This window comes from Tenacibaculum piscium, from assembly GCF_021390755.1.
GTDB classification, from domain to species: Bacteria; Bacteroidota; Bacteroidia; order Flavobacteriales; family Flavobacteriaceae; genus Polaribacter; species Polaribacter piscius.
In genome coordinates this window covers 118,134-144,377 of the sequence record NZ_JAJGWR010000002.1, presented here as the reverse complement: position 1 = coordinate 144,377, position 26,244 = coordinate 118,134, and the positions used below count along the sequence as shown (strand labels likewise).

Annotated in this window: 27 protein-coding genes; 18 read left to right on the top strand and 9 right to left on the bottom strand. The window is 31.5% G+C overall.

From position 1 onward, the window contains the following. Positions 1-164: 164 nt before the first annotated feature. The gene (locus tag L0U72_RS04690) at positions 165-1,058 is read right to left on the bottom strand and encodes a MerR family transcriptional regulator (protein ID WP_101917734.1); all 894 of its coding nucleotides are present in this window, start codon (positions 1,056-1,058) and stop codon (positions 165-167) included. A 155-nt stretch (positions 1,059-1,213) separates the two neighbouring features. On the opposite strand from L0U72_RS04690, the gene L0U72_RS04685 reads away from it, so the two are divergent. Further along, positions 1,214-2,164, top strand: a complete 951-nt coding sequence (locus tag L0U72_RS04685; protein WP_233898537.1) for a GSCFA domain-containing protein — start codon at positions 1,214-1,216, stop codon at positions 2,162-2,164. Between the two features lie 31 nt (positions 2,165-2,195). On the opposite strand, the gene L0U72_RS04680 is transcribed toward L0U72_RS04685, so the two are convergent. After that, positions 2,196-2,474: a rhodanese-like domain-containing protein gene (locus L0U72_RS04680; protein ID WP_101917873.1), complete on the bottom strand. Its 279-nt coding sequence runs from the start codon at positions 2,472-2,474 to the stop codon at positions 2,196-2,198. 47 nt (positions 2,475-2,521) lie between these two features. Beyond that, complete coding sequence (locus L0U72_RS04675) at positions 2,522-4,264, bottom strand: aromatic amino acid hydroxylase (RefSeq protein WP_101917736.1); 1,743 nt, start codon at positions 4,262-4,264, stop codon at positions 2,522-2,524. 131 nt (positions 4,265-4,395) lie between these two features. Here L0U72_RS04675 and L0U72_RS04670 point away from each other — a divergent pair, with 131 nt between their 5' ends. The 6 genes from L0U72_RS04670 to L0U72_RS04645 all read left to right on the top strand — a co-directional run bounded on the left by L0U72_RS04670 (position 4,396) and on the right by L0U72_RS04645 (position 10,181). Beyond that, positions 4,396-5,169, top strand: a complete 774-nt coding sequence (locus L0U72_RS04670; RefSeq protein ID WP_101917737.1) for a M48 family metalloprotease — start codon at positions 4,396-4,398, stop codon at positions 5,167-5,169. Positions 5,170-5,567: 398 nt separating this feature from the next. Beyond that, positions 5,568-6,110, top strand: coding sequence for an REP-associated tyrosine transposase (locus tag L0U72_RS04665; protein ID WP_233898536.1), 543 nt, complete (start codon positions 5,568-5,570; stop codon positions 6,108-6,110). Between the two features lie 371 nt (positions 6,111-6,481). Beyond that, the gene (gpmI, locus tag L0U72_RS04660; protein ID WP_233898535.1) at positions 6,482-7,999 is read left to right on the top strand and encodes a 2,3-bisphosphoglycerate-independent phosphoglycerate mutase; all 1,518 of its coding nucleotides are present in this window, start codon (positions 6,482-6,484) and stop codon (positions 7,997-7,999) included. A gap of 10 nt (positions 8,000-8,009) precedes the next feature. Beyond that, the gene (locus tag L0U72_RS04655; protein ID WP_233884543.1) at positions 8,010-8,540 is read left to right on the top strand and encodes a thioredoxin domain-containing protein; all 531 of its coding nucleotides are present in this window, start codon (positions 8,010-8,012) and stop codon (positions 8,538-8,540) included. Between the two features lie 29 nt (positions 8,541-8,569). After that, positions 8,570-9,388, top strand: a complete 819-nt coding sequence (map, locus tag L0U72_RS04650; RefSeq protein ID WP_101917741.1) for a type I methionyl aminopeptidase — start codon at positions 8,570-8,572, stop codon at positions 9,386-9,388. A 1-nt stretch (position 9,389) separates the two neighbouring features. Then, positions 9,390-10,181 (top strand): class I SAM-dependent methyltransferase, encoded by a 792-nt coding sequence (locus L0U72_RS04645; protein WP_233898534.1) that lies wholly within the window; start codon positions 9,390-9,392, stop codon positions 10,179-10,181. On the opposite strand, the gene L0U72_RS04640 is transcribed toward L0U72_RS04645, so the two are convergent. Continuing rightward, positions 10,178-11,242: an FAD:protein FMN transferase gene (locus L0U72_RS04640; RefSeq protein ID WP_233898533.1), complete on the bottom strand. Its 1,065-nt coding sequence runs from the start codon at positions 11,240-11,242 to the stop codon at positions 10,178-10,180. The genes L0U72_RS04645 and L0U72_RS04640 overlap by 4 nt on opposite strands. Before the next feature lie 148 nt (positions 11,243-11,390). Between L0U72_RS04640 and L0U72_RS04635 the strand changes: the two genes are divergently transcribed. From L0U72_RS04635 to L0U72_RS04585, 11 genes are all read left to right on the top strand, one after another. Continuing rightward, positions 11,391-12,239, top strand: coding sequence for an OmpA/MotB family protein (locus L0U72_RS04635; RefSeq protein ID WP_233898532.1), 849 nt, complete (start codon positions 11,391-11,393; stop codon positions 12,237-12,239). Between the two features lie 205 nt (positions 12,240-12,444). Then, the gene (gene rplM, locus L0U72_RS04630; protein WP_101917744.1) at positions 12,445-12,900 is read left to right on the top strand and encodes a 50S ribosomal protein L13; all 456 of its coding nucleotides are present in this window, start codon (positions 12,445-12,447) and stop codon (positions 12,898-12,900) included. Further along, positions 12,900-13,286, top strand: coding sequence for a 30S ribosomal protein S9 (rpsI, locus tag L0U72_RS04625; RefSeq protein ID WP_101917745.1), 387 nt, complete (start codon positions 12,900-12,902; stop codon positions 13,284-13,286). The genes rplM and rpsI overlap by 1 nt, the downstream gene beginning before the upstream one ends. Positions 13,287-13,441: 155 nt before the next feature. Further along, positions 13,442-14,239 (top strand): 30S ribosomal protein S2, encoded by a 798-nt coding sequence (gene rpsB / locus L0U72_RS04620; RefSeq protein ID WP_233898531.1) that lies wholly within the window; start codon positions 13,442-13,444, stop codon positions 14,237-14,239. A gap of 91 nt (positions 14,240-14,330) precedes the next feature. Further along, positions 14,331-15,299, top strand: coding sequence for a translation elongation factor Ts (tsf, locus tag L0U72_RS04615; protein WP_233884559.1), 969 nt, complete (start codon positions 14,331-14,333; stop codon positions 15,297-15,299). A gap of 112 nt (positions 15,300-15,411) precedes the next feature. Next, positions 15,412-16,119, top strand: a complete 708-nt coding sequence (gene pyrH / locus L0U72_RS04610; RefSeq protein WP_101917748.1) for a UMP kinase — start codon at positions 15,412-15,414, stop codon at positions 16,117-16,119. 53 nt (positions 16,120-16,172) lie between these two features. Next, positions 16,173-16,727, top strand: coding sequence for a ribosome recycling factor (gene frr, locus L0U72_RS04605; protein ID WP_101917749.1), 555 nt, complete (start codon positions 16,173-16,175; stop codon positions 16,725-16,727). A gap of 191 nt (positions 16,728-16,918) precedes the next feature. Then, positions 16,919-19,282, top strand: a complete 2,364-nt coding sequence (locus L0U72_RS04600; protein WP_233861076.1) for an efflux RND transporter permease subunit — start codon at positions 16,919-16,921, stop codon at positions 19,280-19,282. Between the two features lie 97 nt (positions 19,283-19,379). Next, on the top strand, positions 19,380-20,813 hold the full coding sequence (gene asnS / locus L0U72_RS04595) for an asparagine--tRNA ligase (RefSeq protein ID WP_193700082.1): 1,434 nt from the start codon (positions 19,380-19,382) through the stop codon (positions 20,811-20,813). An 84-nt stretch (positions 20,814-20,897) separates the two neighbouring features. After that, positions 20,898-22,358, top strand: coding sequence for an RNA polymerase factor sigma-54 (rpoN, locus tag L0U72_RS04590; protein ID WP_101917752.1), 1,461 nt, complete (start codon positions 20,898-20,900; stop codon positions 22,356-22,358). After that, on the top strand, positions 22,358-22,957 hold the full coding sequence (locus tag L0U72_RS04585; RefSeq protein WP_233898530.1) for a hypothetical protein: 600 nt from the start codon (positions 22,358-22,360) through the stop codon (positions 22,955-22,957). The genes rpoN and L0U72_RS04585 overlap by 1 nt, the downstream gene beginning before the upstream one ends. Here the strand turns inward: L0U72_RS04585 and L0U72_RS04580 are convergent. From L0U72_RS04580 to L0U72_RS04560, 5 genes are all read right to left on the bottom strand, one after another. Beyond that, complete coding sequence (locus L0U72_RS04580) at positions 22,952-23,587, bottom strand: porin family protein (protein WP_233898529.1); 636 nt, start codon at positions 23,585-23,587, stop codon at positions 22,952-22,954. The two genes, L0U72_RS04585 and L0U72_RS04580, sit on opposite strands and share 6 nt — an antisense overlap. Positions 23,588-23,749: 162 nt before the next feature. After that, complete coding sequence (locus tag L0U72_RS04575) at positions 23,750-24,220, bottom strand: ExbD/TolR family protein (protein WP_233884565.1); 471 nt, start codon at positions 24,218-24,220, stop codon at positions 23,750-23,752. A gap of 18 nt (positions 24,221-24,238) precedes the next feature. Further along, complete coding sequence (locus L0U72_RS04570) at positions 24,239-24,865, bottom strand: ExbD/TolR family protein (RefSeq protein WP_101917756.1); 627 nt, start codon at positions 24,863-24,865, stop codon at positions 24,239-24,241. A gap of 6 nt (positions 24,866-24,871) precedes the next feature. Continuing rightward, positions 24,872-25,309, bottom strand: coding sequence for a hypothetical protein (locus L0U72_RS04565; RefSeq protein WP_101917757.1), 438 nt, complete (start codon positions 25,307-25,309; stop codon positions 24,872-24,874). Between the two features lie 8 nt (positions 25,310-25,317). Further along, a complete protein-coding gene (locus L0U72_RS04560) occupies positions 25,318-26,031 on the bottom strand; it encodes a MotA/TolQ/ExbB proton channel family protein (protein WP_101917758.1) in 714 nt (237 codons plus the stop codon). Positions 26,032-26,244: the final 213 nt, after the last annotated feature.

Genomic DNA, 26,244 nt, shown 5'->3' with positions numbered 1-26,244 from the left:
CAAAATACTTTCTGATAAATTTAAGGATTTTTAAGAATTAAAAAACATCTAAAAATAATTAAATATATAAAATTAAAGAAGGCTCTTTATGAATACCCAAATTTACAACTTTTGTTTAATTAAGACAAAAAAGAGTTAAACAAAATTAAATTAATCAAAAAAAGCTACATTATTTTTAAAAACTCAATAATAGAAGGATATAGCGAAATATTTGCTTCAAAATCTATTTCTTTAACGTTGGCTGTTTTTGCTCCTATCGCAATTAATTGATGCTTTGTATCTTTTAAAATAGCTTCTATTTCCTTAAAATAATCGGTTATTTTATCGTCGTAGGGCTGTACGGTTAATGAAGTTACAAAACGAATTTCCGTATCACTTTCAAAGAAATAATTCAAATTATTTAACGGCAAACTTTGCCCTAAGTAAATCGTTTTATAACCACGCAACACTAACTCATAATTTAAGTACATCAAACCTAATTCGTGTATTTCATGTTCTGGTAAAAACAATACGTATAATACTTTTGAATTTAAAATATTATACGGCAATCTTTCGGTACTTATTTGAATTTTCTGAGTAATTAAATTTGATATAAAATGCTCGTGAGCAGGAAGTAAGGTGTCTGTTTGCCATAGTAAACCGATGTGATTTAAAAAAGGTACAAAAACATCTTTGAAGATTTCTCGGAACGTTTTTTTATCCAACAATTGATTGTAAGTATTGTTAAATAACTCTTTATCAAACTGAAACATTGCTAATTTCAAGGAGTTCATTGCTTGGTCATTAGAGGCTGTTTTTAAGGCTAATTCTCTTGAAGCAATCAATATTTCTTGGTTAGACATTGCGGCTATTTTAGAAATTTTATAATTGTTTTTATTCAGTAGAACAACGTTTAATAATTTCAATAAATTTTTTGAAGAATAATACCGAATATTCGTATCGGTTCTTTCGGGGGATAATAAATTATAGCGTTTTTCCCAAATACGAATGGTGTGTGCTTTGATTCCTGAAATATTTTCAAGATCTTTAATGGTAAAAGTATTTTTAATATTGTTCAATTTATTATGTTTTAAGATAAACAAAGATACATTTTTACGGAGTTTGTCTTTAGTTTTGGTTTGACTTTATTTTTAGAATCATTTTTGATAAGTATAGTTATGACTATTTTTATAATTATTTTTGATGTTTATGCTTTTGATACTATTTTTATAAAATGAAACTTCAAACACAACTTTCTTTAAAAAAACAAGCGCATCATTTAATTGATTATAACTCGAAATTATTTTTATTGGGGTCTTGTTTTTCTGAAAATATCGGCGATAAATTATCGTATTATAAATTTCAATCGACACAGAATCCTTTTGGAATTTTATTTCATCCAAAGGCTATTGAAAAATTAATTACCGATGCTATCAATCAAAAAAAATATACAGAAGAAGCTGTTTTTTATCACAATGAATCTTGGCATTGTTTTGATGCGCATTCGAGTATAAGTTCTTTGGATAAAAATGAAGTTTTAGAGAATTTAAACACTGCCAGTTCGGCAACATTTACGCAGTTAAAAAACGCTAGTCATTTGATAATTACCTTGGGAACTTCATGGATTTATCGTGAAATTTCTTCGGATACAATTGTAGCGAATTGCCATAAAATTCCACAGAAAAACTTTACAAAAAAGATTTTAAGTATTGCTGAAATCACTGAAAGTTTATCAGAAATTATAGCTTTAACAAAATCCGTTAATCCTGATATTGCGATTCTTTTTACCGTATCGCCTGTGCGTCATCTAAAAGATGGATTTATTGAAAATCAGCAAAGTAAATCGCATTTAATATCGGCAATTCATTCAATTATCGATATTAAAAAGAGCGTTTATTATTTTCCTTCGTATGAAATTATGATGGATGAATTGCGTGATTATCGTTTTTATGCCCAAGATATGATTCATCCAAATGCTACTGCAATAAATTATATTTGGGAAAAATTCATAGCCGTTTGGATTGCTGAAAACACCCAAAAAACGATGAAGGAAATTGAAATAATTCAAAAAGGATTGGCGCATCGTTCTTTTAATCCAACATCAGAAGCCCATCAAAAATTCTTACAAAATATCGCACAAAAAAAGGAAACACTTCAAAAAGCATTTCCTTTTATTCAATTTTAAAAAAACGTATAGACACTTAAAAAATCAAAAATTATTTTAAGTGTTTATCGACATTTTGCCAAGGTCCTCCGTTAATAATATCGACACCTTGTGCATGTAAAAAGTCGGTTGCTTGTCCACTTCTAGCGCCACTTCTACACACTGCGATTACAGGTTTTTTCCATGCTTTAATTTCAGCAACTCGTGCCGATATTGTTGTTAAAACAATATGTTTTGCTCCTTGTGAATGTCCTTCGTTCCATTCATCTAAAGTTCGTACATCTAAAATAATTGCGCCATTATCTAAATACGTTTGTATTTCGTTTGTCATATCTTTTTTTCTAAATAAGTTAAATAATCCCATTTGTTTGCGTGTTTCTACGGCAACAAATGTAGTCCGTTTTCTATTAAAGCTTTGTAACTCTTGTTACTTTTTAAGTTTTCTAAATATTTTTCCAGTTCATTTTTGATGCTAAAATTATTTTCTACGGATAGTTCATAGAGTTCTAAAACGAGCAACCAATCTGTTGGAAACTCTTTTTTCAAGCGCTGAAAAATGGTTTCAATATTGCTATTTGTGGCTTGTTTTTGTTCTCGCATTTCTCGAACTTCGGCATATAATGTATATAATTCTTGCTGATTTTTAGTATATGTTATTTTGTGTGTTTTCGTTTCAGAAACTTTCCCTAAATTTTCAAAAGAAGTAACATCGGCAGGACCTGAATAAGCGGAAACCACTTTTTTACCGATTGCCATGTCATAAATTCCCCAAGAAGGTTCAAATAATGTTTCATTTTGATAGGTAACTGTACAGTTTTTAAAAGAGATGATTAAAATTTTCCCTCTTAAATCGCGTGTTCCCGTGATGATATTTCCTGTAACAAGCACGCCACTTTCAAACTCTAATTTGATATTTTTTCCTTCATAAATTCCGTAGGCTTCTAAATCGCGCGGACTCATATTTTCGATCGGCAAATTAATACCTTTTAATTTCCCGATTGGGCTTCCAAAACCTTCGGCATGATACGAAATTCCGTGTCCAATTAATTCTTTATCTCTGTTTGATAAAGCAGTATTTCCTGTTGTTTGTAAGTACGCAATTTTCCCATTTTCATCTTTTATTACGTTGCTAAACATCCCTGAAATTTGAATTCCTGTACTTAATTCAACAGTTCCTAAATTTTTAGATGTTATCAATTTTTGAACTCCAGATAATCCTCCAGTACGAAGTGCCATCGTATTTGCAAATTCATTTAAAACGAAGCTTAAATGGGCAAAATCTGGGGTTACAAAAAGTTGTGGTTGTGGTTTGGTGATATCAAAATTAACCGTTGCAGAAGCTATCGAATAGGCTATTTTTTTAACCTTTGATTTCAGACAACCTTTACTTTCTCCTATAGATGATAACAATCCTGCGCCGTATATCTTCGGATTTTCAAGTGTTCCGATTAAGCCATATTCGACTGTCCACCAATGCAGATTTCGAATTTGTGCCATTTCAGATAATTCGCCCATATTATCTTGTAAATAGGTAACTTTTTCTTGCGCTTGGGCGATTTCTTTTTGGGTTGAATTTGGATCTTCTTTTAAAATCGATAATAATCGAATTGCTTCATACATTTCATAGTCTTCTGCGGATGAAATTGCTTTTGAACCTATTTCACCGAATCTTCGTAAATACTCTGCATATTCTGGATTTGCAATAATTGGAGCGTGTCCTGCGGCTTCGTGAATAATATCTGGAGCAGGCGTGTATTGAATATGATTGATAGTTCTCATATCCGAAGCAATAACCAGCACATTATAGGCTTGAAATTCCATAAAAGCATTTGGCGGAATAAAGCCATCAACAGAAACTGCCGCCCAACCGATTTCTTTTAAAATTCGATTCATTCCTTCCATATACGGAATGCTATTTACAGAAATACCTGTTTTTTCTAATCCTTTTAAATATGATGAATGAGCAACTTTACCTAAATAATCAACATTTACTCGCATTACATATCGCCAAACCGCCTGATTTTGAGCTGTATATTCATCATACGGTTGTTGAACAACAAATTTATGCAGATGTTTTGGTAATTTTTTTGTTACGTCATTTAACTCGAAATGAGGTTTCATATTTTCAATTATTTTGTAACTATTTTGTAAAGGTAAAATTAAGTTTTTTATCGTTTACAAAAAATCGATATTCGTTAAAATATATAAATTGTATATTTACTTTTATCAAAAAAATTAAAAAAAGAAAAATTATGAGAAATCGCGGAGGTTTAAAAATTAGACTTTTAATTGGTGCAGCAATCGCACTTTTTGCTTTGGTAAAATACTGCGCTAGTGCAGAAACAAATCCGTACACAGGTCAAAAACAACATATTTCTATTTCTCCGAAACAAGAAATCGCAATCGGCTTAAGTAGCGCTCCTCAAATGGCACAACAACACGGTGGATTACATCCGAATATAGATGCTCAAAAATTAGTGGACCAAATTGGAAAAAAATTAGTTGACAATAGTATTGCTAGAGAATCTGGCTATCCTTTTGAATTTCATTTATTAAGAGATGAAAGAACTATTAATGCTTTCGCACTTCCTGGAGGACAAGTATTTATTACGTATGCATTGTTTTCAAAGTTGAAAAATAAAGATCAGTTAGCGGGCGTTTTAGGACATGAAATTGGACATGTTATCGGGCGACATTCTGCGGCTCGCATGGCAAAACAAGATTTAACACAAGGATTACTCTCAGGAGCTTCTGTTGGTTTTGACCCAAGTACTGCACAAGGAATGGCAGGAATTGCCAATGTTATTAACATGAAATATGGTCGAGGCGATGAGTTAGAAAGTGATGAATTAGGTGTTAAATTAATGATTGATGCAGGCTATAATCCTGAGAGTTTAATTGGCGTTATGCAAATTTTAAAAGCTGCCGCAGGACCTAACAGAACTCCAGAATTTCAAAGTACACATCCCGATCCTGAAAATAGAATCGAAAAAATTAAAAACGCGATTCGAAAGTATCGTAAATAATTTTTTATAAACCTTATTTGTAGCTAGCGCGAGCATCTTGCTCGTGAACAAAATGAATAGGAAATATAAGTTTTTAAGTAACGGCACAAGCAAGATGCTTGCGCTAGCAATGGATTTATCAAGTGAAAACACATTTTTATAAACCTTATTTGTAGCTAGCGCGAGCATCTTGCTCGTGAACAAAATGAGTAGGAAATATAAGTTTTTAAGTAACAGCACAAGCAAGATGCTTGCGCTAGCAATGGATTTATCAAGTGAAAACACATTTTTATAAAACGTATTTGTAGCTAGCGCGAGCATCTTGCTCGTGACCAAAATGAGTAGGAAATATAAGTTTTTAAGTAACAGCACAAGCAAGATACTTGCGCTAGTAATGAGGAAAATCAGTAAGATAAAAAATGAGTAGAAAATATAAATTTCATAACAAATCAGGTGTTTATTTCATAAGTTTTGCTACCGTATATTGGATTGATATTTTTACTCGACAAGCTTATTTTAATATTTTAGAAGAAAGTATAACCTATTGTAGAAAAGAAAAAGCAATGCAGGTATTTGCATATTGTTTTATGCCAAATCATGTTCATTTAATTTTTCGCTCAACGGATGAAAACCCTTCTGGATTGCTACGTGATTTTAAAGGTTTTACTGCCAGAAAATTAATAAAAATGATAGAAGAAAATCCTCAAGAAAGCAGAAAAGAATGGTTATTATGGATGCTAAAAAGAGCGGGAAGTAAAAATAGTAATGTTAAAAAATACCAACTTTGGCAACAACACAATAAACCTATAGAATTGTGGAGCGAAAAAGTAATACAACAAAAGATAGATTATATACATAATAACCCTATTGAAAGTGGTTTTGTAACAAACCCTGTAGATTGGAAATATAGTAGCGCTAGAAATTATCAAGGTGATCAAACAGTTTTAGAGATTGATATCTGATAAAAATAATGCTTTTAGCAGCAACGGCACAAGCAAGATGCTTGCGCTAGCGATGGATTTATCAAGTAAAAATAATTTTTATAGAATTTATTTACGGCTATCGCGAGCATCTTGCTCGTGACCAAATGAGTAAGAAGAAAGCGATATATAAAAAATATAAGTTTCATAACAAACTCTGTAGATTAGAAATATAGTAGTAATTATTAAGACAATAAAACAGTTTTAGAGATTGATATCTGATAAAAATAATGCTTTTAGCAGCAACGGCACAAGCAAGATGCTTGCACTAGCGATGAACTGACTATTTATTTTTTAAACAGGCTCTTAAAACGATAAAATCTTTCTTATTTTTACCGTTCAATTCAACAAAAATGAACAAGAAAGTAATTTTAATGATTCTCGATGGCTGGGGAATTACCCAAGATCCAAAAGTTTCTGCTATATACAACGCCAAAACGCCTTTCATAAATTCTTTATATGATAAATTTCCACACGCACAATTACGTACTGATGGAGAACATGTCGGTTTGCCTGAAGGACAGATGGGGAATTCGGAAGTTGGACACATGAATTTAGGCGCAGGTAGAATTGTATATCAAAATCTTGCTAAAATTAACAAGGCTGTTGAACAAGGAACTTTAGCGCAAGAAATTGAATTATTAAAAGCTTTTGATTACGCCAAAAAAAACAATAAAAATGTTCATCTTTTAGGATTGGTTTCTAATGGTGGGATTCATTCTCATATCAATCATTTAAAAGGACTTTTATCCATCGCAAACGAGCAAAAATTGGACAATGTTTTTTTACATGCTTTTACTGATGGTCGTGATTGTGATCCTAAATCTGGAAAATATTTTATCAATGAGATAGAAGAACATATGCAAAAAACCACCGGTGAATTGGCGACAATTACAGGGCGTTATTTTGCAATGGATAGAGATAATCGTTGGGAAAGAGTGCAACTCGCTTACGATGCTTTAGTAAACGGAAAAGGAAGTTTTTCTAGAGATGCTAACCAAAGTATTCAAGAAAGTTACAATGAAAATGTTACGGATGAATTTATCAAACCTATTATTATGGTTGATCAAAATAAGCATCCTAAAACAACAATCAAAAAAGATGATGTAGTTATTTTCTTTAATTTTAGAACCGATAGAGGTCGTGAATTAACCGAAGCATTATCGCAAAAAGATTTTCCTGAATTTAACATGAAAAAAGTGCCGTTATATTTTGTTACACTAACAAATTATGATGAAACTTTTAAAAACATCAAGGTAATTTACGATGGTAAAAATATCGAAAATACACTTGGCGAAGTTTTAGAAAATGCTGGTAAAACGCAAATTAGAATTGCGGAAACTGAAAAATATCCACATGTAACTTTTTTCTTTTCTGGAGGAAGAGAGCAAGAATTTAAAGGCGAAAAACGTTTATTATGCCCATCGCCAAAAGTAGCAACCTATGATTTACAGCCAGAAATGAGTGCGTATGAAATCCGAGACGCTATTATTCCTGAATTAAAAAATAACACTGTTGATTTCGTATGCTTAAATTTCGCAAATGGCGATATGGTTGGACATACAGGCGTTTTTGATGCCGCAGTAAAAGCTTGTGAAACCGTCGATAATTGCGTAAAAGATGTAATTACAACGGCTTTAGAAAACGATTATACCACTATTTTAATCGCCGATCATGGAAATTGTGAAACGATGATGAATCCTGATGGTTCACCACATACATCGCACACCACGAACCCTGTTCCGATGATTTTAATCGATAACGATTTAAAAACTATAAAAGATGGCGTTTTAGGTGATATTGCACCAACTATCTTGCACTTAATGAACGTACCGCAACCTAAAGAAATGACACAAGATTCGTTAATTTAAAATTATACCGATGAAAAAAATAACATACTTATTTATTGTATTATTAGTTACTTCTTGTGCATCAATATCAAGAGAGCCTGCTACTAAAAATAATCAGAATGACTTAGTCGGAATTGCTACCAAAAAAGATTTTAAACAAGAACCTTATGCCTCAGAATGGTTTAATGATTTTTATAGGTATTACCAAACCGATAAAAAAACGATTAATAAATTGAAAATACATCTAAAAGATGTTACTATTAGAGGTTTTGTAGCAACTTGGTGTGGAGATAGCCAACGCGTACTTCCTAATTTTTATAAAATTTTAGATCAAGCTAATTTTAACTATATAAATTCAGAAATAGTAGCTGTTAACCGTAAGAAAAAAGGAAATGGATTAGAAAAAGGACTTGATATTATTCGAATACCAACCTTCATTTTTTATAAAGATGGAAAAGAAATTGGTCGTTTTGTTGAGCATGCACTTGATGGTAGTACTATCGAAGAAGATATTTTAAAAATAGTTTCTGGCAAGCCATACACACATCCTTATCAAAAATAACCGTAAATTTGTCCTTCAATATTTTTAAGATGATTAAATCAAAAACTAGAGAAGAAATAGAGTTAATGCGTGAAAGTGCATTAGTAGTATCAAAAACTTTAGGAATGTTAGCTAAAGAAGTGAAACCTGGTGTTTCCACTTTATATTTAGACAAACTTGCCGAAGAATTTATCCGTGAACAAGGAGCAATTCCTGGTTTTTTAGGATTGTATGATTTCCCGAATAGCCTTTGTATGAGCCCAAATTCACAAGTAGTACACGGAATTCCGAATAAAAACCCAATGCAAGAAGGAGATATTATTTCCATTGATTGTGGTTCGATTAAAAATGGTTTTTATGGCGACCACGCCTACACTTTTGCAGTGGGTGAAATCGCTCCTGAAACGCAAAAATTATTAGACGTTACCAGAGAAAGTTTATATGTTGGTATTCGTGAATTAAAAGTAGGAAATCGTGTTGGTGATGTTGGTTTTGCTATTCAAAACTTTACTGAAAAACATGGATACGGTGTAGTTCGTGAATTAGTTGGTCATGGCTTAGGACGTGTAATGCACGAAGACCCTGAAATGCCAAATTACGGTCGTAGAGGTCGTGGGAAAAAATTTATCGAAGGAATGGTTGTTGCCATCGAGCCGATGACAAACCTAGGAACACATAAAATTTTACAACATAATGACGGTTGGACAATTACAACTTTAGACAACAAACCTTCCGCTCATTTTGAACACGATGTTGCTATTGTTGATGGAAAACCAGAATTACTTTCTACCTTCAAATATATACATGAAGCATTAGGAATTGAAACAAATGAAGAAGACGAATTTAGACAACAACCTTTAACAATATAATTTGTCAATATTCAAAATCATATTAAACACCATTCCAAGACCTTTATTAATTAAAGCAAGTTACTGGGTTCGCCCAGTAATTTCTTGGTGGTTACAAGGTGATGTTTTTACAGATCCTATTGATGGAAAATCTTTTCGCAAATTTTTGCCTTACGGATATCAAGATCAAAGAGAAAATGCCCTTTCTCCTTCTACTTTATCCTTAGAAAGACACCGTTTATTATGGTTGTATTTACAAAATGAAACAAATTTTTTAGCTTCAAATAACTTAAATAGTTCTTCGGATAAAAAACTAAAAGTACTTCATATTGCACCTGAACAATGCTTTTTAGATATCTTCAGAAAGCAAAAAAACTTAGACTATATTACTGCTGATTTAGAATCTCCAATTGCGGATGTAAAAGCCGATATTTGCGATTTACCTTTTAAAGATAATGAGTTTGATGTTGTTTTTTGCAATCATGTTTTAGAACATATTTCTGATGACACCAAAGCAATGCAAGAATTATACAGGGTTTTAAAAGTTGGCGGATTTGGAATTTTTCAGATTCCTCAAGATTTATCAAGAGAAAAAACTTTTGAAGACGATTCCATTACCGATGAAAAGCAACGCACCAAAATATTCGGTCAATACGATCATGTTCGCGTGTATGGACGTGATTATTTCGACAAACTTCGTTCCGTAGGTTTTAAGGTTGATGAGGTTGATTTGACACAAAAAATCGCCCCAGAAAAACTAGCACGATTTGCATTGATGAAAGACGAAATTCTGCCTGTTTGTTTTAAGAGTTAATTTTTATACTCTTTTAACTCATTATTTTCGTCATTATATAATAAGACTACTTTTAATTCAGGATATTTTTGTAAAAATGCTTTCGTTTTTTCTAATCCCATGGCTAAAAAAGCGGTTGCGTAGGCATCAACATCGGCACAATCGCCCTTTAAACGAACCGAAACACTCAATAAATTACTTTGACTTGCCAAACCTGTTTTTGCATTTACCGTATGTACAATTTTATCGCCGTTTTCATTGATTTTAAACTTTCGGTAATTCCCAGAAGTTGCCATCGATTCATTATCCAAAGAAATAACTTTTTGAAGCGAACGTGTGCCATCAATATTTGGTTTTTCAATCGCTACTTTCCATAATTTACTGTTCTTTTTTCCTCTCGCTCGAATCTCCCCTCCTATTTCTACCAAATAATTTTCAATGTTTTTATCCTCTAAAAATCGACCGATAATATCAACTCCATAACCTTTTGCAAAAGCATTTACATTAAATTCAATATGATCTGATTCACGATAAACCTTATTATTTTCTAATTTTACTTTATCAAAACCAACGCCAATCATTAGTTTTTTAATTTCTTCGGATGTTAAATTTTTAATCTCTTTTCCCGCTCCAAAACCATACGCATCAATTAATTTTCCAATCGTTGGATCAAAATAACCATCGGTTTGTTGATGAATTTTTTTAGCTTTTTTAAAAACTTCGACAAACATCGCATCAACAACTACCGTGGTATCGCCTTGATTAATCCTAGAAATATCGGAAGTTGGTAAATACGTAGACAATGATTTATTCACTAAATTAAATAAACTATCAATTGATTTTTGAAGCAACTTTTTATTTAATTTTTCACTCGTTTTAGTAGTCGTTTTATTGATTATTTTTTGAGCGATTTCTTGATTTTGAGCATCAAAATAGGTAATATGATACGTTGTTCCAAATACAAAACCTGTTAATTTCGTAGGAGTTATTTCTTTTTTCTGATTACAAGAAATCAAAAATAATAATAGAAATATTATTGATAATAATCTTAAAAATACTGTGCAAATTCTATTTTGAATCATCGTAAAAATTTAATATTTAAAATGTAACGACAAAAATAAATCATTATCGCTTCATAAAAGATTGTTAATTCTGTTTTTTTACGCATTGATTTTCATAAATTTGTATTTTTCAAAACAATACTAATTCACCACTTAAAAACAGCCTAAAATGAAGAAAATATTTTTAGTTATTACCGCTTCTTTTTTACTAGCATCTTGTGTTTCTACCAAAGAATTAAACGCTTTAAAAACTAAGCACGAAAAAACAAAAGATGAATTATTAGCTGTAAAGGCAAATTTAACGAAATGTTTAGTTGAAAAAGAAAGTTGTCAAGAAAAAGTAAATACCTTAAAATCATCCGTTGGTGATTTAAAACAAGACAAACAAAATACGCTTCAACAAGTAGAAAACTTAACCGTTTTAACCAAAGGAGCAAATGATAACATCAAAGAAACCTTAACGCAATTAAGCAAAAAAGACAAATATATTAACCGAATTAGAGCAGCAGCTTCTAAAAAAGATTCGTTAAATTTAGTCGTTGCTTTTCATCTGAAAAAAGAATTACAACAAGGTATTGATGATGAAGATATCACTATTAACGTAGAAAAAACAGTGGTTTTTATCTCGATTTCTGATAAACTATTATTTAAAAGCGGAAGCTATACAATTTCTGATAAAGCCTCTAAAGTTTTAGGAAAAGTAGCAACGGTTGTAAATGGTCAGCCAGAAATGGATGTAATGATTGAAGGACATACTGATAATACACCTGTTTCGAAAGGATCTAGACTAATAGATAACTGGGGATTAAGTGTATTACGTTCAACAGCTATTGTTCGTGAATTACAAAATAAATACAGCGTTGCTCCTAAAAGATTAATCGCAGCTGGTAGAGGAAGTTATGTGCCATTAGTAGCAAACGATACTCCTGATAATAAAGCCAAAAATAGACGAACAAAAATTATTATTTTACCACGTTTAAATCAATTCTTTGAATTATTAGAACAAAAAACAGAGTAAAATAACCTGAAAAATAGAATAAAAATTAGAGCATTTTTATTCAAAATACTATTTCATAAATAAAAAAACGTGCAACTGCACGTTTTTTTTATTAGAAAAAATTAAACAAACCTACTATTTGTCAATCAAATAATTAGCCGTATATTTGCACACCTTTTTTAAGGATAAAATCATATATTAATAAACAAAAACTAATCGTGTAATTATGAACACATTAAGTTACAAAACAGTATCAGCAAACAAAAACACTGTTAATAAAGAGTGGGTTTTAGTTGATGCGGACGGGCAAACGTTGGGTCGTCTAGCTTCTAAAATAGCAATGCTAATTAGAGGTAAGTACAAACCAAATTATACTCCTCACGTAGATTGTGGAGATAACGTGGTTGTTATCAACGCAGAAAAAATTGTTTTAACTGGTAAAAAATGGACTGATAAATCTTATATCCGTCATACAGGTTATCCAGGTGGACAAAGATCATTAACTGCTACAGAAATGTTCGAAAAAGATCCTACAAGATTAATCGAAAAAGCAGTAAAAGGAATGTTACCTAAAAATAAATTAGGAAGCGCTTTATACAAAAACTTATATGCGTATGCAGGTACTGAGCACCAACAAACTGCTCAAAACCCAAAAGCTATTAACCTTAAAGATCTTATATAATGGAAACTGTACACAAAATAGGTAGAAGAAAAACAGCAGTTGCTCGTATTTATCTTTCAGAAGGTAAAGGAAACATTACTGTTAATAAAAAAGACTATAAGAACTACTTTACAACAGGAACTTTACAATACAAAATCCAACAGCCTTTAATGTTAACGGAGAACTTAGAGTCTTATGACATTAAAGTAAACGTTTTTGGAGGTGGTATTACTGGTCAAGCAGAAGCAATCCGTTTAGCAATTACTAGAGCATTAGTAGCAATTAACGAAGAGCACAAAGCAGTATTGAAACCAGAAGGTTTATTAACTCGTGATCCTAGAATGGTTGAACGTAAGAAATTCGGTCAGAAAAAAGCACGTAAGAAATTCCAGTTCTCTAAACGTTAATATATTTTCATTGCCTTGCAAAAGGCAATGTTCTTTATTTTCAGAAGAGACTGTTATTTATACATTTATTTTTAACAGTTTAGTATCTAAATATTTCAGACTTTTTACAACTACTGAAATATTGTGAAAACAGAACGTAAACACATTTTATTAAAATGGCAAATATTCAAGAATTATTAGAAAGCGGAGTGCACTTCGGTCACTTAACTAGAAAATGGAACCCAAACATGGCTCCATACATTTATACAGAACGTAACGGTGTTCACATCATCGATTTGTATAAAACATCTGCTAAAATTGACGAAGCTGCTGCAGCTTTACAAAAAATAGCAAACTCTGGACGTAAAATATTATTCGTTGCAACTAAAAAGCAAGCGAAAGATATCGTTGCTGAAAGAGCAGCAAACATTAACATGCCTTACATTACTGAGCGTTGGCCAGGTGGGATGTTAACAAACTTCGTAACTATCCGTAAAGCTGTTAAGAAAATGGCTACTATTGATAGAATGAAGTTAGATGGTTCTTTTGACGCTTTATCTAAAAGAGAAAAGTTACAAATTAACCGTCAGAGAGCTAAATTAGAAAAGAATTTAGGTTCTATTTCTGATATGACTCGTTTACCTGCGGCTGTATTTGTAATCGATGTTAAAAAAGAACACATTGCAATTGCTGAAGCAACAAAATTAAACATTCCAATTTTTGCATTAGTTGATACGAACTCTGATCCTAGACCAGTAGATTACGTAATTCCTGCAAATGACGATGCTTCAAAATCTATTGATAAAGTTTTATCTTATGTAACTGATGCTATTGCTGAAGGTTTATCTGAAAGAAAGGCTGACAAAGAAAAAGTAGCTACTCCTGTTAAAGAAGAAGCTAAAGAAGTAAAAGCTACTACTGAAACTGTTGCTACACAAGCACCAGCTAAAGAAGAAGAAGAAGAAGCTAAATAATTTCAATTTATTTCCGTTAAAGGTTTCATTTACTTGAAACCTTTAACTATTTTTACAAGTATAAATTCACAACTAAAAAATAACAATAGATATGTCAGTAAAAATTAGCGCTGCAGACGTAAAAAAATTAAGAGAAACTACCGGAGCCGGTATGATGGATTGTAAAAATGCATTAGTAGAAGCTGAAGGTAATTTTGATAAATCAATTGATATTTTACGTAAAAAAGGACAAAAAATCGCTGCTAAAAGAGCCGATAGAGATTCTACTGAAGGTGTTGCTATCACTAAAATTAGTGATGATAATACTTATGGGGTTGCTATTGTATTAGCATGTGAAACAGATTTCGTTTCTAAAAATGATTCTTTCAAAGATTTAGCTGCTGAATTTGTTGCTATTGCTTTTGATACTAAAAGTAAAGAAGAATTTTTAGCTGCTGATTTCGGTGGAGTAACTGTTGCTGAAAAATTAATCGAACAAACAGGTGTTATCGGTGAAAAAATCGACATCACTTCTTTCGAAAGATTAGAAGCGCCTTACGTAGGTTCTTATACACACATTGGTAAAATTGCTGCTATGGTTGGTTTATCTGCTGCGGTAGATAATGCTGCTGTTTTAGCTAAAGACTTAGCAATGCAAGCTGCTTCAATGGGTGCAATTTCTTTGTCTTACAAAGATTTTGATCCTGCTTATGTAGAAGCTGAAACTGAAGCAAGAATTGCTGTTATCGCTAAAGATAACATCGAATTAGGACGTTTAGGTAAAACTTTAAAAAACGTTCCTCAATATGTTTCTAGATTACAATTAACTGAGGCTGCTTTAGCACAAGCTGAAGAAGTTGCCAAAGAGCAATTAAAATCAGAAGGGAAACCAGAAAAAATTTGGGATAAAATTTTACCAGGAAAAATGGAAAGATTTATCTCTGATAACACAACTTTAGATCAAGAACAATGTTTATTAGATCAAAAGTTTATTAAAGACGAAAAGAAAACTGTTGCAGAATATGTTTCTTCTTTTGGTGACGTAGAAGTTAAAAACTTCGTAAGAGTTACTTTAGGATAATTCTTAAACACCACAAAATATTTAAAACCATCCATTTTTTGGATGGTTTTTTGTTTTATCAAAATTCAAACTCAAAAAAAATGCGTAATTTTGCATAACTTTCAACAAGATTATGCAATATAAAAGAATCCTTTTAAAATTAAGCGGCGAATCATTAATGGGCGACCTTCAATATGGTATTGATCCTAAAAGACTTAAAGAATACGCCCAAGAAATAAAACAAGTAATAGCTAAAAACATTGAAATTGCCATTGTTATTGGCGGTGGAAATATTTTTAGAGGGGTTGCTGGAGCAAGCCAAGGCATGGACAGAGTACAAGGTGACCACATGGGAATGTTAGCAACTTGCATTAATGGTTTAGCTTTGCAAAGTGCTTTAGAAGCTGAAGGAATTCATACCCGTTTACAAACAGCAATCGAAATTAAAGAAATAGCAGAACCTTATATTAAACGTCGTGCAAATCGTCATTTAGAAAAAGGTCGTGTCGTTATTTTTGGCGGAGGTACTGGAAATCCCTATTTCACTACTGATACAGCAGCAGTTTTAAGAGCTATCGAAGTAAATGCCGATGCCATTTTAAAAGGAACTAGAGTCGATGGGATTTATAATGCAGATCCTGAAAAAGATAAAAATGCCATAAAATACGATAATATCACCTTTAGAGACGTTATTGACAAAGGATTAAAAGTAATGGATATGACCGCTTTTACCTTAAGTGAAGAAAATAAACTTCCAATTATCGTTTTTGATATGAACAAAAAAGGAAACTTATTAAAATTAGTTTCTGGAGAACAAATTGGAACAATCGTTGATAATTAATAAATAGCAATACAACCTCTTACTTTTTTCAGAGGACACTAAACACAAGCAAAATGAACGAAGAAATTGATTTTATTTTAGATGCTGCCAAAGAGGCAATGAATAATGCAATCGCACATTTAGAAAAAGAATTACGTACTATTAGAGCTGGTAAAGCATCACCTGCAATGCTTGCAAATGTACAAGTTGATTATTATGGCGCAGCAACTCCTTTAGGGCAAATTGCCAACGTAAGCACTCCTGATGCTAGAACAATTACCATTCAGCCTTGGGAAAAAAATATGCTTCAAGAAGTTGAAAAAGCAATTATGAACGCTAATTTAGGATTCAATCCAATGAATAATGGCGATGTTATTATTATAAACGTTCCTGCTTTAACAGAAGAACGTCGTAAAGAATTAGCAAAACAATGTAAAGCTGAAGCTGAACACGCTAAAGTTGGCGTACGTAATGCACGTAAAGATGCTAATAACGATATCAAAAAAGCCGATGTTTCTGATGATGTTAAAAAAATATCCGAAGAAAGTGTACAGAAATTAACCGATACTTTCAGTAAAATTATTGATGAAAAAGTAGTCGTGAAAGAAAAAGAAATTATGACTGTTTAAGAATTAATTGAAAATATTTTAAACGTATTTTCAAACATATTTTGATTCTTTATCCGCTGAAAAAACAGCAAAAAAAGATAAAGAACCTAGATAAACAACGAATAAAAAATAAATAAAAAGAGTGTTTTTTAAAGACACTCTTTTTTTGGTTTAATAATTTCATTTAACATAACTTTGCAAAAAATATTTGAATGACTTTTTGGACTAAAATCGCAGGATTTATATTAAGAAACCGATATCTAGTTTTAATCGCTATTGCGATTGTTACGGGGCTTTTAGTCACCCAAATGAAGTATATGCGCTTCTCCTATACCGAAGCAAATTTACTTCCAGAAGATCACGAAGCAAACATACAATACAATAAATTTTTAGAAATTTTTGGCGAAGAAGGAAACTTAGTGATCTTAGGAATTAAGGATTCTACTATTTTTACGCCTGTAAAATTCAATGCTTGGAATAAACTTGTTAAAGATTTAAACAAAGCAACACAAGTCGATTTTACAGTTTCAATTGCAGATGTAAAACAATTAAAAGCAGACCGAAAAAACAAGAAATTTGTACTTGAACCATTGTTTGAAACAGCTCCAACAACCAATGAAGAAGTTCTCAGGATTAAAAAACAATTGTTTGAAAAACTGCCTTTTTACGACAACCTATTATACAACGATAAAGGAACCTTACAAACAGCACTTTATATTGATAAAAAAATTGTAAACACGCCTGCTCGTAGAGATTTTATTGCAGATATATTAATTCCTACCGTTGAAAAATTTGAAAATGACCATCAAATAGATGTACGAATGTCTGGAATGCCATACATACGAACGATCAATTCTCAAAATATTATTGACGAAATGAGTCTTTTTGTATTAGGCGCATTAGGAATTACAGCCGTTATTTTCTTTTTCTTTTTTCGTTCGTTTAGAGCTACTTTTATTACGCTACTCGTTGTAGGAATTGGTGTTATTTGGGCATTTGGTTTTATCGGATTATTTGGCTATGAAATCACCGTTTTATCAGCGTTAATTCCACCATTAATTATTGTGATTGGTGTGCCAAATGCCGTGTTTCTTATCAATAAATATCAGCAAGAAATAAAAAAACACCGAAATCAAGCAAAATCTTTGCAACGTGTTATTTCAAAGGTTGGAAATGCAACCTTAATGACCAATATTACCACTGCATCAGGATTTGCAACCTTTATTTTTGTGAAAAGTAATTTATTAAGAGAATTTGGAATTTTAGCATCTATAAATATTATTAGCATCTTTATTTTAGCGCTATTGATAATTCCTATTATTTACAGTTTTATGCCACTTCCAAAGGAAAAACACTTAAATCATTTGGAAAATAAATGGATGAACAATGTGGTTTCGTGGATGGAACGCATGGTAAAAGAACGCAGAAATACTATTTATATTACCACTGTTTCGGTAATTATATTAAGTATGATTGGCGTATATCAAATCCGTGTTTCGGGAAGTTTAATTGAAGATATGCCCAAAGAAGCACAGTTTTATAAGGATATTAAATTCTTTGAAACAGAATTTGGAGGAATTATGCCTTTGGAAATTTTGATTGATACCAAAAAAGAAAAAGGTGTCATGAAACTTTCTACCTTAAAAAAGATGGAAAAATTAAATGAAACCATCGAATCTTTTCCAGAATTATCCAAACCAATTTCGGTTACCAATTTGGTTAAATACTCAAAACAAGCTTTTTATAAAGGAAATCCTAAATATTATCAATTACCAACGAGTCAAGAAAAAGCGCACATTTTTGCCTACACTAAAAATTCCGATGGTAATTCGAATATGCTTAAAAACTTTGTAGATAGTACTGGAAGATATGCCAGAATTACGACATTTATGAAAGATGTAGGTACCGATAAAATGGACATTATTCAAGATCGATTAAATGCCGTTATCAAAAAACAATTTCCTGAAGATAAATTTACCGTTTCGATGACAGGAAAAGCGTTAGTTTTCTTAAAAGGAACAAATTATCTGATTAAAAATTTAGCAATTTCCTTATCATTAGCTATTTTATTAATTGCGATATTTATGGCATGGATGTTCCGTTCGTATAAAATGATTTTCATTTCATTAATTCCAAACATGCTTCCTTTGTTGATAACAGCTGGATTAATGGGCTTTTTTAATATCCCAATAAAACCTTCTACTATTTTAGTTTTTAGTATCGCTTTTGGTATTTCTGTCGATGATACCATTCACTTTTTAGCAAAATATCGTCAAGAATTATTAGCAAATAATTGGAAAATCAAACCTGCCGTTTATGCCGCACTTCAGGAAACTGGCGTGAGTATGTTTTACACTTCTATTGTTTTATTCTTTGGGTTTTTGGTGTTTACGATTTCCAGTTTTGGAGGAACGATTGCTTTAGGAGGCTTGGTTTCAGTAACGTTATTATTAGCGATGGTATCGAATTTAATATTATTACCATCACTCCTACTTTCGTTTGAAAAGAAAATTGCGAATAAAAAAGTATTGAAAGAAACTAATTTTAAAATTTTACCGCCAAAGGAAGAAGAATAAATTCGATATAACGAGAAACTGATTTTTATTTTATTTTAAATAGCAAAATTGCTAAATTCTTTGTAAAAAAGTATCTTTGCTATTCAATTTTTAAAAGATGAAAAGAAGTAGCGTTAAAGAATTATTACATTCTGATAAATTTTTACAAGAAGTACACGTAAAAGGATGGGTTAGAACCTTTAGAAGCAATCGTTTTATTGCTTTAAATGATGGATCTACCATTAATAATATTCAATGTGTTGTAGATTTTGAAAATACAGAGGAAGAACTTTTAAAAAGAATCACAACAAGTGCTGCCGTAAGCATTACGGGAACCTTAACAGAGAGTCAAGGAAAAGGACAGTCGGTAGAAATTACAGTTACAAAACTAGAAATTTTAGGCGATTCAAATCCTGATGAATACCCAATTCAGCCAAAAAAACATAGCTTAGAGTTTTTAAGAGAAAATGCACATTTACGTATCAGAACAAATACATTTAGTGCGGTAATGAGAGTTCGTTCGGCATTATCTTTTGGTGTACATAAATACTTTCAAGAAAATGGTTTCAACTACGTAAATACGCCTATTATTACAGGTTCTGACGCTGAAGGTGCTGGAGAAATGTTCCACGTATCTAATTTTGATACCAATAAAGCACCGTTAAACGAAGCAGGAGAAATTGATTATACACAAGATTTCTTCGGAAAAGAAACAAATTTAACCGTTTCTGGACAGTTAGAGGCTGAAACCTACGCGATGGCATTAGGAAAAGTATATACTTTTGGTCCTACTTTTAGAGCTGAGAACTCAAATACAACACGTCATTTAGCCGAATTTTGGATGATTGAACCTGAAGTTGCATTTAATGATTTAGATGCCAATATGGATTTATCTGAAGATTTTATCAAATCAGTTTTAGGATATGTTTTAGAAAACTGTAAAGATGATTTAGCCTTTTTAGACAATCGTTTAACGCAAGAAGAAAAAACAAAACCACAAGCTGAACGTAGCGAAATGGGCTTACTTGAAAAATTAAACTTTGTAGCGAACAACAACTTTAAACGTGTTTCTTATACCGAAGCTTTTGATATTTTACGCAATTCGAAGCCTAATAAAAAGAAGAAATTTCAATTTCCTATTACTGAATGGGGTGTTGATTTACAATCGGAACATGAGCGTTATTTAGTAGAAAAACACTTTAAATGTCCTGTTATTTTATTCGATTATCCTGCAAAAATTAAAGCATTTTACATGCGTTTAAATGACGATGGTAAAACAGTTCGTGCTATGGATGTTTTATTCCCAGGAATTGGAGAAATGGTTGGAGGATCACAAAGAGAAGAACGTTTAGATGTTTTAAAAGCTAAAATGGCAGATTTAAACATTGACGAAGAAGAATTATGGTGGTATCTAGATACTCGTAAATTCGGAACAGCAGTACATTCAGGATTTGGTTTAGGCTTTGAACGTTTGGTTTTATTCACCACAGGAATGAGCAATATTCGTGACGTAATTCCTTTCCCAAGAACACCACAAAATGCAGAATTTTAATATATATCTTTTTTAAAGATACGAATCGTCATTCCTCACAGAATGACGATTTTTTTTTGTGCTTAATTTCATATATTTGTAAGTATGCTAAAACAAGGTTTACATTATAAGTTACTTCAAAAGTTATCGCCTCAACAAATTCAGTTGATGAAGTTAATTCAATTGCCTACACAAGCATTTGAAGAGCGTTTAAAGCAAGAAATTGAAGAAAATCCAGCACTAGATACGGGTAAAGAAGAGCCTGAAAACTTTGAAGACACCCTAACAGATGCCGAAGATTACGATGATGGAAATGAAAAAATAGATACGGATGACATCAATATTGATGAGTATTTAAGTGATGATGAATATCCTAGTTATAAAACACAAGCGAACAATTATTCGGCAGATGATGAAGAAAAACAAATTCCCTATGCTTCAGGAACTAGCTTTCATCAATCATTAAATAATCAATTAACAACCTATCCTATTAACGAAGAAGAACGTGCTATTGCAGAGTTTCTAGTAGGAAGCCTTGATGATAGTGGTTATATTCGTAGAGAAATTATTGATTTAGTAGATGATTTAGCATTTACACAAAATATTTTTACATCAGAAGAAAATGTAATCGCTATTTTAAAAAATGTAATTCAAAAACTAGACCCTATCGGAATTGGTGCTCGTAACTTAAAAGAATGTTTAATTATTCAATTAAAAGCGAAATCAGCAAAAGAAACAAGAACATTAGCCATTGCTATTCTTGAAGATGCTTTTGATCATTTTGTAAAAAAACACTATAAAAAATTACTCGAAAAGTTTACAATCAGTGAAGAAAAACTAAAAGAAGTAATTGAAGAAATTGCACGATTAAACCCAAAACCAGGTAGCTCCTACGCTGGAAATAATAAATTTGCAGAACAAATAGTACCCGATTTTTCCATACAAATTATTGATGGAACGCTCGATCTTACCTTAAACTCTAGAAACGCACCAGAATTACACGTTTCTCGTGAATATAATAACATGCTTAAAGGCTATAGCGATGCTACAAAGAAAAGCAAAACGCAAAAAGATGCCGTAATGTTTATCAAGCAAAAATTAGATGCCGCAAAATGGTTTATCGACGCGATAAAACAACGACAACAAACCTTGCTAATTACGATGAATGCTATTATGAAGCGTCAGGAAGCTTATTTTTTAACAGGTGATGAACGCAAGCTAAAACCAATGATTTTAAAAGATATTGCCGAGGAAATTAACATGGATATTTCTACCGTTTCTAGAGTTGCCAACAGTAAATATGTCGCAACGCCTTACGGAACAAAATTAATAAAATTGTTTTTCTCTGAATCAATGAAAAATGATCAAGGAGAAGATGTTTCTACTCGTGAAATTAAAAAAATTCTAGAAACCGTTATTCAAGAAGAAGACAAACGAAAACCTCTTACAGATCAGAAATTATCAATTCTTTTAAAAGAAAAAGGCTATTTAATTGCCCGTAGAACCGTTGCTAAATATCGAGAACAATTAGATATTCCCGTAGCTAGATTACGTAAAGAAATATAATGCGTTGGGCTAAATTTATATCAACAATTTTACATCCTATTGTGATACCAACAATAGGAATGTTGCTGTATTTTATGTTAACACCGATTAATTTAAGCCGTTATCAACAATATATGATGCTCGGCGTTGTATTTGTTGCTACCTATATTATTCCTATACTATTATTGCTTTTTTTAAAAGCAATTGGCTATATAAAATCGTACGAAGTACATAGTATTGAAGAACGTAAAATACCCGTTTTCTTTATGATGTCGTTACTTTTTTTACTAGGAAAATTTTTCTTAGAAATCACAAGTATTAAAGATTTAAGCTATCTTTTTTTTGGCGTTGTATTTGGCTTAGGATTTATTTATATTCTTTTTGTAACAAAAATAAAAGCGAGTTTACACCTACTTTCAATGGGCGCAATTATTGGATATTTCATGCTTTTTCAGCAAATCCATAACATATACACACTTCCAATAAGTATGGTATTTATATTGCTTTCAGGAGTTTTAGCAAGTGCTAGACTCCGCTTAAAAGCACATACTGTTAAAGAAGTATATCTTGGTTTTTTTATTGGAATAGCCAGTCCTTTTTTTGCTTATTATATTTTATAATAAATAAAAACTCAAACCAATACGTACAATATTAGTTTTAATTTTATGAGCATGTAAATACGTATTTTTCAAGATAGGCGTTATTCCATAATAGGCATGAAAATTAAACGTTTTATAGCCTGCTGACAGCGTTAAACCTGTTTGAAATGTATGATATTCAGCTAAATTTGATAAACTTATTTCTGAATCTGATTCCATATAACTAAAGGTGTTTTTTAAATTATAACTGAATTTAATTCCTGTATAAAGTCTCCAAAAAGCATAACTATTTTGAGTAGATGTTCGTAATCGAAACTGAATAGGAATTTCAATATTATGTGTTTTTAGTTTATTGGTACTAATATTTTTGTCAATTTTAAAACCATTAGGATCGCCTTCAATCACTTTTAAACTATGATTAAAAGAATCAAAACCATAGCCTAAACCGATACCAATCGCAATTTTACCGCTTTTTACAACAGGAATATCCCTAATATATCCAGCTGAAAACCCAAAAGAAAAACCACTTTTATGTAACTTTTTATCAAGTTTTTGAGGCTGATTTGTTAAGGCGGTAAATGAAATATTTAAATACAGTTGATCTTCCCAGTAAGAATCGCCAATTTGTAGCGAATCCTTTTGAGAAAACATACTTATTGATAAAAAAAACAGGTATAAAATGAAACTATTTTTCATAATAATAAATCTTGGAACTTGACTAATACTTGTTAAAGTTCGCTAAATGTACGTTATTTTACACAAAAAAAGGACAATCAAAATGATTGTCCTTTTTTTATTTATATTAAAAAGTAATTACTTTTTAATATCTGCTGATTTATGCGTAGATAAACTTAATTTAAGCGCATTTACGTCTCTTAATTTCTCACGAATATCAGATAATGTACCAACACTTGACTCTTTATCCATTTTTATAGAAGTGGTCATAAAAGGTACTTCAGCTTCCGATACATTTCCTCTTTCTAAGAAAATAAAAGAAGGCACATCATCAGGTGTGGCAATCTTATCGTTTAACTGAATTCTATTATATCCCTTTCCATATTTAGCATCTTTAGCTTTACCAACATAAATAGTGCTCACTAAACTTTTACGTTCTAGTTTCTTTACTTCACTTGCACTAGGTAAACGAGGATTTTCGATTGCTAAATCACTTTCTCTCATTACCGTTGTTACCATGAAAAAGAATAATAACATAAAAACAATATCAGGAAGTGAAGAAGTATTCACTGCTGGCATCTCTTTTTTCTTATTTTTAAATTTAGACATACTTAAATTGTTTTAATACTATTGAACATTTGTTGGCTCAGTATCCGATATAATTTGAGGATAACTATTCTTAATATCTTCTACTTTTTTTCTTAATGAGTCGTCTTTTCTTGCTCCTGCTGTAAAAGATTTCTCTAATTCTGTAAAGCTCATGCCGTATTTTTCTTGACATAATCTATTACGTAATTCAGCATAGGCTTTTAACAATTCATTTTGAACAGCTACATACATTCCAAACTCAGTACCTCTATCACTTTCAACAGAGATAATGGCTTTATTTGGATGATCTGAAGAAGCTGGATCTTTAGCTCCTTTACAATAATTACAAGATGTACCTGCTTCTTTCCCAGGCATTGGGTTACCAACACCTCCACCGTTATCTATAAATTTAACAGCCGCATCTTTTAAGTCTCTTAACTCCATTCCTTCATTCTCTACGAATAACTGATTGTTTCTGTTAATACTTACTTGAAAAATGTTTTTCTCTTTTACAATAGGTGGTACAACGTCTGATTTTTCAGCTAACTTTTTAGGGATACCTGAATCTACATCCATTGTTGTTGTTACAAGGAAAAAGATAAGTAGCAAGAATGCAATATCTGCCATAGAACCTGCATTAATTTCTGGGTTTTCTCTTCTTGCCATATTTACTTATGATTTAACGATTCCTTTTAATAAATCTACTACAAAAAATGCTCCTGCAATTGCACCTAAAATCAAGGTAAAACTAATTCCTGTTCCTACCCATTTAGAAGTACTTCCTGCTGCAACTAATACTCCTGCATCAGGACCTAATACTTGACTGTCAGAAGACAGCATATATGACACTACTAAAAGTACTCCTAAAACTAAAACACCTAATAAAGTTTTCTTTAATGCGGCAGGGTTTTTAAGCATACTCAATAGTGAAATTACTACAGCTACAATTACAATTACAATTAGTAAATAATATGAATAACTTACTAAAGGAGAAACAGCGTTAGAAACCGCTTCTACGTTTTCTTTGTCTATTATTACAACGTTTACAAATAACGCAACACCGATAAGTGATATTGCCGCTACAAGTAATGTTAATATTTTATTATTCATACGATTGATTATTTTTTATACTTAGCAAGTAAGTCGATTAACGAAATTGAAGCATCTTCCATATTATTTACAATACTATCAATTTTAGAAACGATGTAATTATAAAAAATCTGTAAAATAATTGCTGCAACAAGACCAAATACAGTTGTTAAAAGTGCAATTTTAATACCACCTGCTACTACGGCTGGAGAAATATCATTTGCTACTGCGATTTTATCAAAAGCTTCAATCATACCAATTACAGTACCCATGAACCCTAACATCGGAGCTAATGCAATAAATAAAGATAACCAAGAAACATTTTTCTCTAATAATCCCATTTGTACACCACCATAACCTACTACGGCTTTTTCAGCAGCTTCTAAACCTTCGTCAGCTCTTTCTAATCCTTGGAAAAAGATAGAAGCAACAGGTCCTTTTGTATTTCTACAAACCTCTTTAGCAGCTTCAATACCACCAGAACTTAAAGCTTCATCTACACTTTCTACTAATTTCTTAGTATTGGTTGTAGCCATGTTTAAATAAATAATTCTTTCAATTGCAATTGCTAATCCTAAAATTAATGCAACTAATACGATACCCATAAACTGAGGATCTCCTTCAATAAAACGTTGTTTTAACTCTTGGTGAAAAGTTTTTTCTGCTTCTTGAGCATAAGTTGACTGAATAGCCCCTAAAAACATAAATCCTGCAACAGTTAGGAAATTTACTACTTTCTTCATTTTGTTATAATTAATTTTAAATAGTTAATGGGTTAAAAATACAAATTTTACTAGAAAAAACTTAAATTTTTACAAATAAGTGATTTTTATTTATTTGATAAAGTTTAATTTTCAGAGTGCCAAGTAACAAAAAAATGTTGGTACATTAAAAAATTTAAGGTTATTTATAAAACATTTTTGTTTCTATAACGATTTCAGGTAGTTATCGTCATA

Bases quoted from the DNA above. Each gene is read 5' to 3' on its own strand.
- tsf (WP_233884559.1), top strand. From the start codon at position 14,331: ATGTCAGTAAAAATTAGCGCTGCAGACGTAAAAAAATTAAGAGAAACT.
- L0U72_RS04575 (WP_233884565.1), bottom strand. From the start codon at position 24,220: ATGTCTAAATTTAAAAATAAGAAAAAAGAGATGCCAGCAGTGAATACT.
- L0U72_RS04675 (WP_101917736.1), bottom strand. From the start codon at position 4,264: ATGAAACCTCATTTCGAGTTAAATGACGTAACAAAAAAATTACCAAAA.
- rpsB (WP_233898531.1), top strand. From the start codon at position 13,442: ATGGCAAATATTCAAGAATTATTAGAAAGCGGAGTGCACTTCGGTCAC.
- L0U72_RS04685 (WP_233898537.1), top strand. From the start codon at position 1,214: ATGAAACTTCAAACACAACTTTCTTTAAAAAAACAAGCGCATCATTTA.
- L0U72_RS04570 (WP_101917756.1), bottom strand. From the start codon at position 24,865: ATGGCAAGAAGAGAAAACCCAGAAATTAATGCAGGTTCTATGGCAGAT.
- L0U72_RS04655 (WP_233884543.1), top strand. From the start codon at position 8,010: ATGAAAAAAATAACATACTTATTTATTGTATTATTAGTTACTTCTTGT.
- pyrH (WP_101917748.1), top strand. From the start codon at position 15,412: ATGCAATATAAAAGAATCCTTTTAAAATTAAGCGGCGAATCATTAATG.
- L0U72_RS04560 (WP_101917758.1), bottom strand. From the start codon at position 26,031: ATGAAGAAAGTAGTAAATTTCCTAACTGTTGCAGGATTTATGTTTTTA.
- L0U72_RS04670 (WP_101917737.1), top strand. From the start codon at position 4,396: ATGAGAAATCGCGGAGGTTTAAAAATTAGACTTTTAATTGGTGCAGCA.
- L0U72_RS04635 (WP_233898532.1), top strand. From the start codon at position 11,391: ATGAAGAAAATATTTTTAGTTATTACCGCTTCTTTTTTACTAGCATCT.
- L0U72_RS04680 (WP_101917873.1), bottom strand. From the start codon at position 2,474: ATGACAAACGAAATACAAACGTATTTAGATAATGGCGCAATTATTTTA.
- asnS (WP_193700082.1), top strand. From the start codon at position 19,380: ATGAAAAGAAGTAGCGTTAAAGAATTATTACATTCTGATAAATTTTTA.
- gpmI (WP_233898535.1), top strand. From the start codon at position 6,482: ATGAACAAGAAAGTAATTTTAATGATTCTCGATGGCTGGGGAATTACC.
- L0U72_RS04580 (WP_233898529.1), bottom strand. From the start codon at position 23,587: ATGTTTTCTCAAAAGGATTCGCTACAAATTGGCGATTCTTACTGGGAA.
- frr (WP_101917749.1), top strand. From the start codon at position 16,173: ATGAACGAAGAAATTGATTTTATTTTAGATGCTGCCAAAGAGGCAATG.
- L0U72_RS04600 (WP_233861076.1), top strand. From the start codon at position 16,919: ATGACTTTTTGGACTAAAATCGCAGGATTTATATTAAGAAACCGATAT.
- rpsI (WP_101917745.1), top strand. From the start codon at position 12,900: ATGGAAACTGTACACAAAATAGGTAGAAGAAAAACAGCAGTTGCTCGT.
- rplM (WP_101917744.1), top strand. From the start codon at position 12,445: ATGAACACATTAAGTTACAAAACAGTATCAGCAAACAAAAACACTGTT.
- map (WP_101917741.1), top strand. From the start codon at position 8,570: ATGATTAAATCAAAAACTAGAGAAGAAATAGAGTTAATGCGTGAAAGT.
- L0U72_RS04585 (WP_233898530.1), top strand. From the start codon at position 22,358: ATGCGTTGGGCTAAATTTATATCAACAATTTTACATCCTATTGTGATA.
- rpoN (WP_101917752.1), top strand. From the start codon at position 20,898: ATGCTAAAACAAGGTTTACATTATAAGTTACTTCAAAAGTTATCGCCT.
- L0U72_RS04640 (WP_233898533.1), bottom strand. From the start codon at position 11,242: ATGATTCAAAATAGAATTTGCACAGTATTTTTAAGATTATTATCAATA.
- L0U72_RS04565 (WP_101917757.1), bottom strand. From the start codon at position 25,309: ATGAATAATAAAATATTAACATTACTTGTAGCGGCAATATCACTTATC.
- L0U72_RS04665 (WP_233898536.1), top strand. From the start codon at position 5,568: ATGAGTAGAAAATATAAATTTCATAACAAATCAGGTGTTTATTTCATA.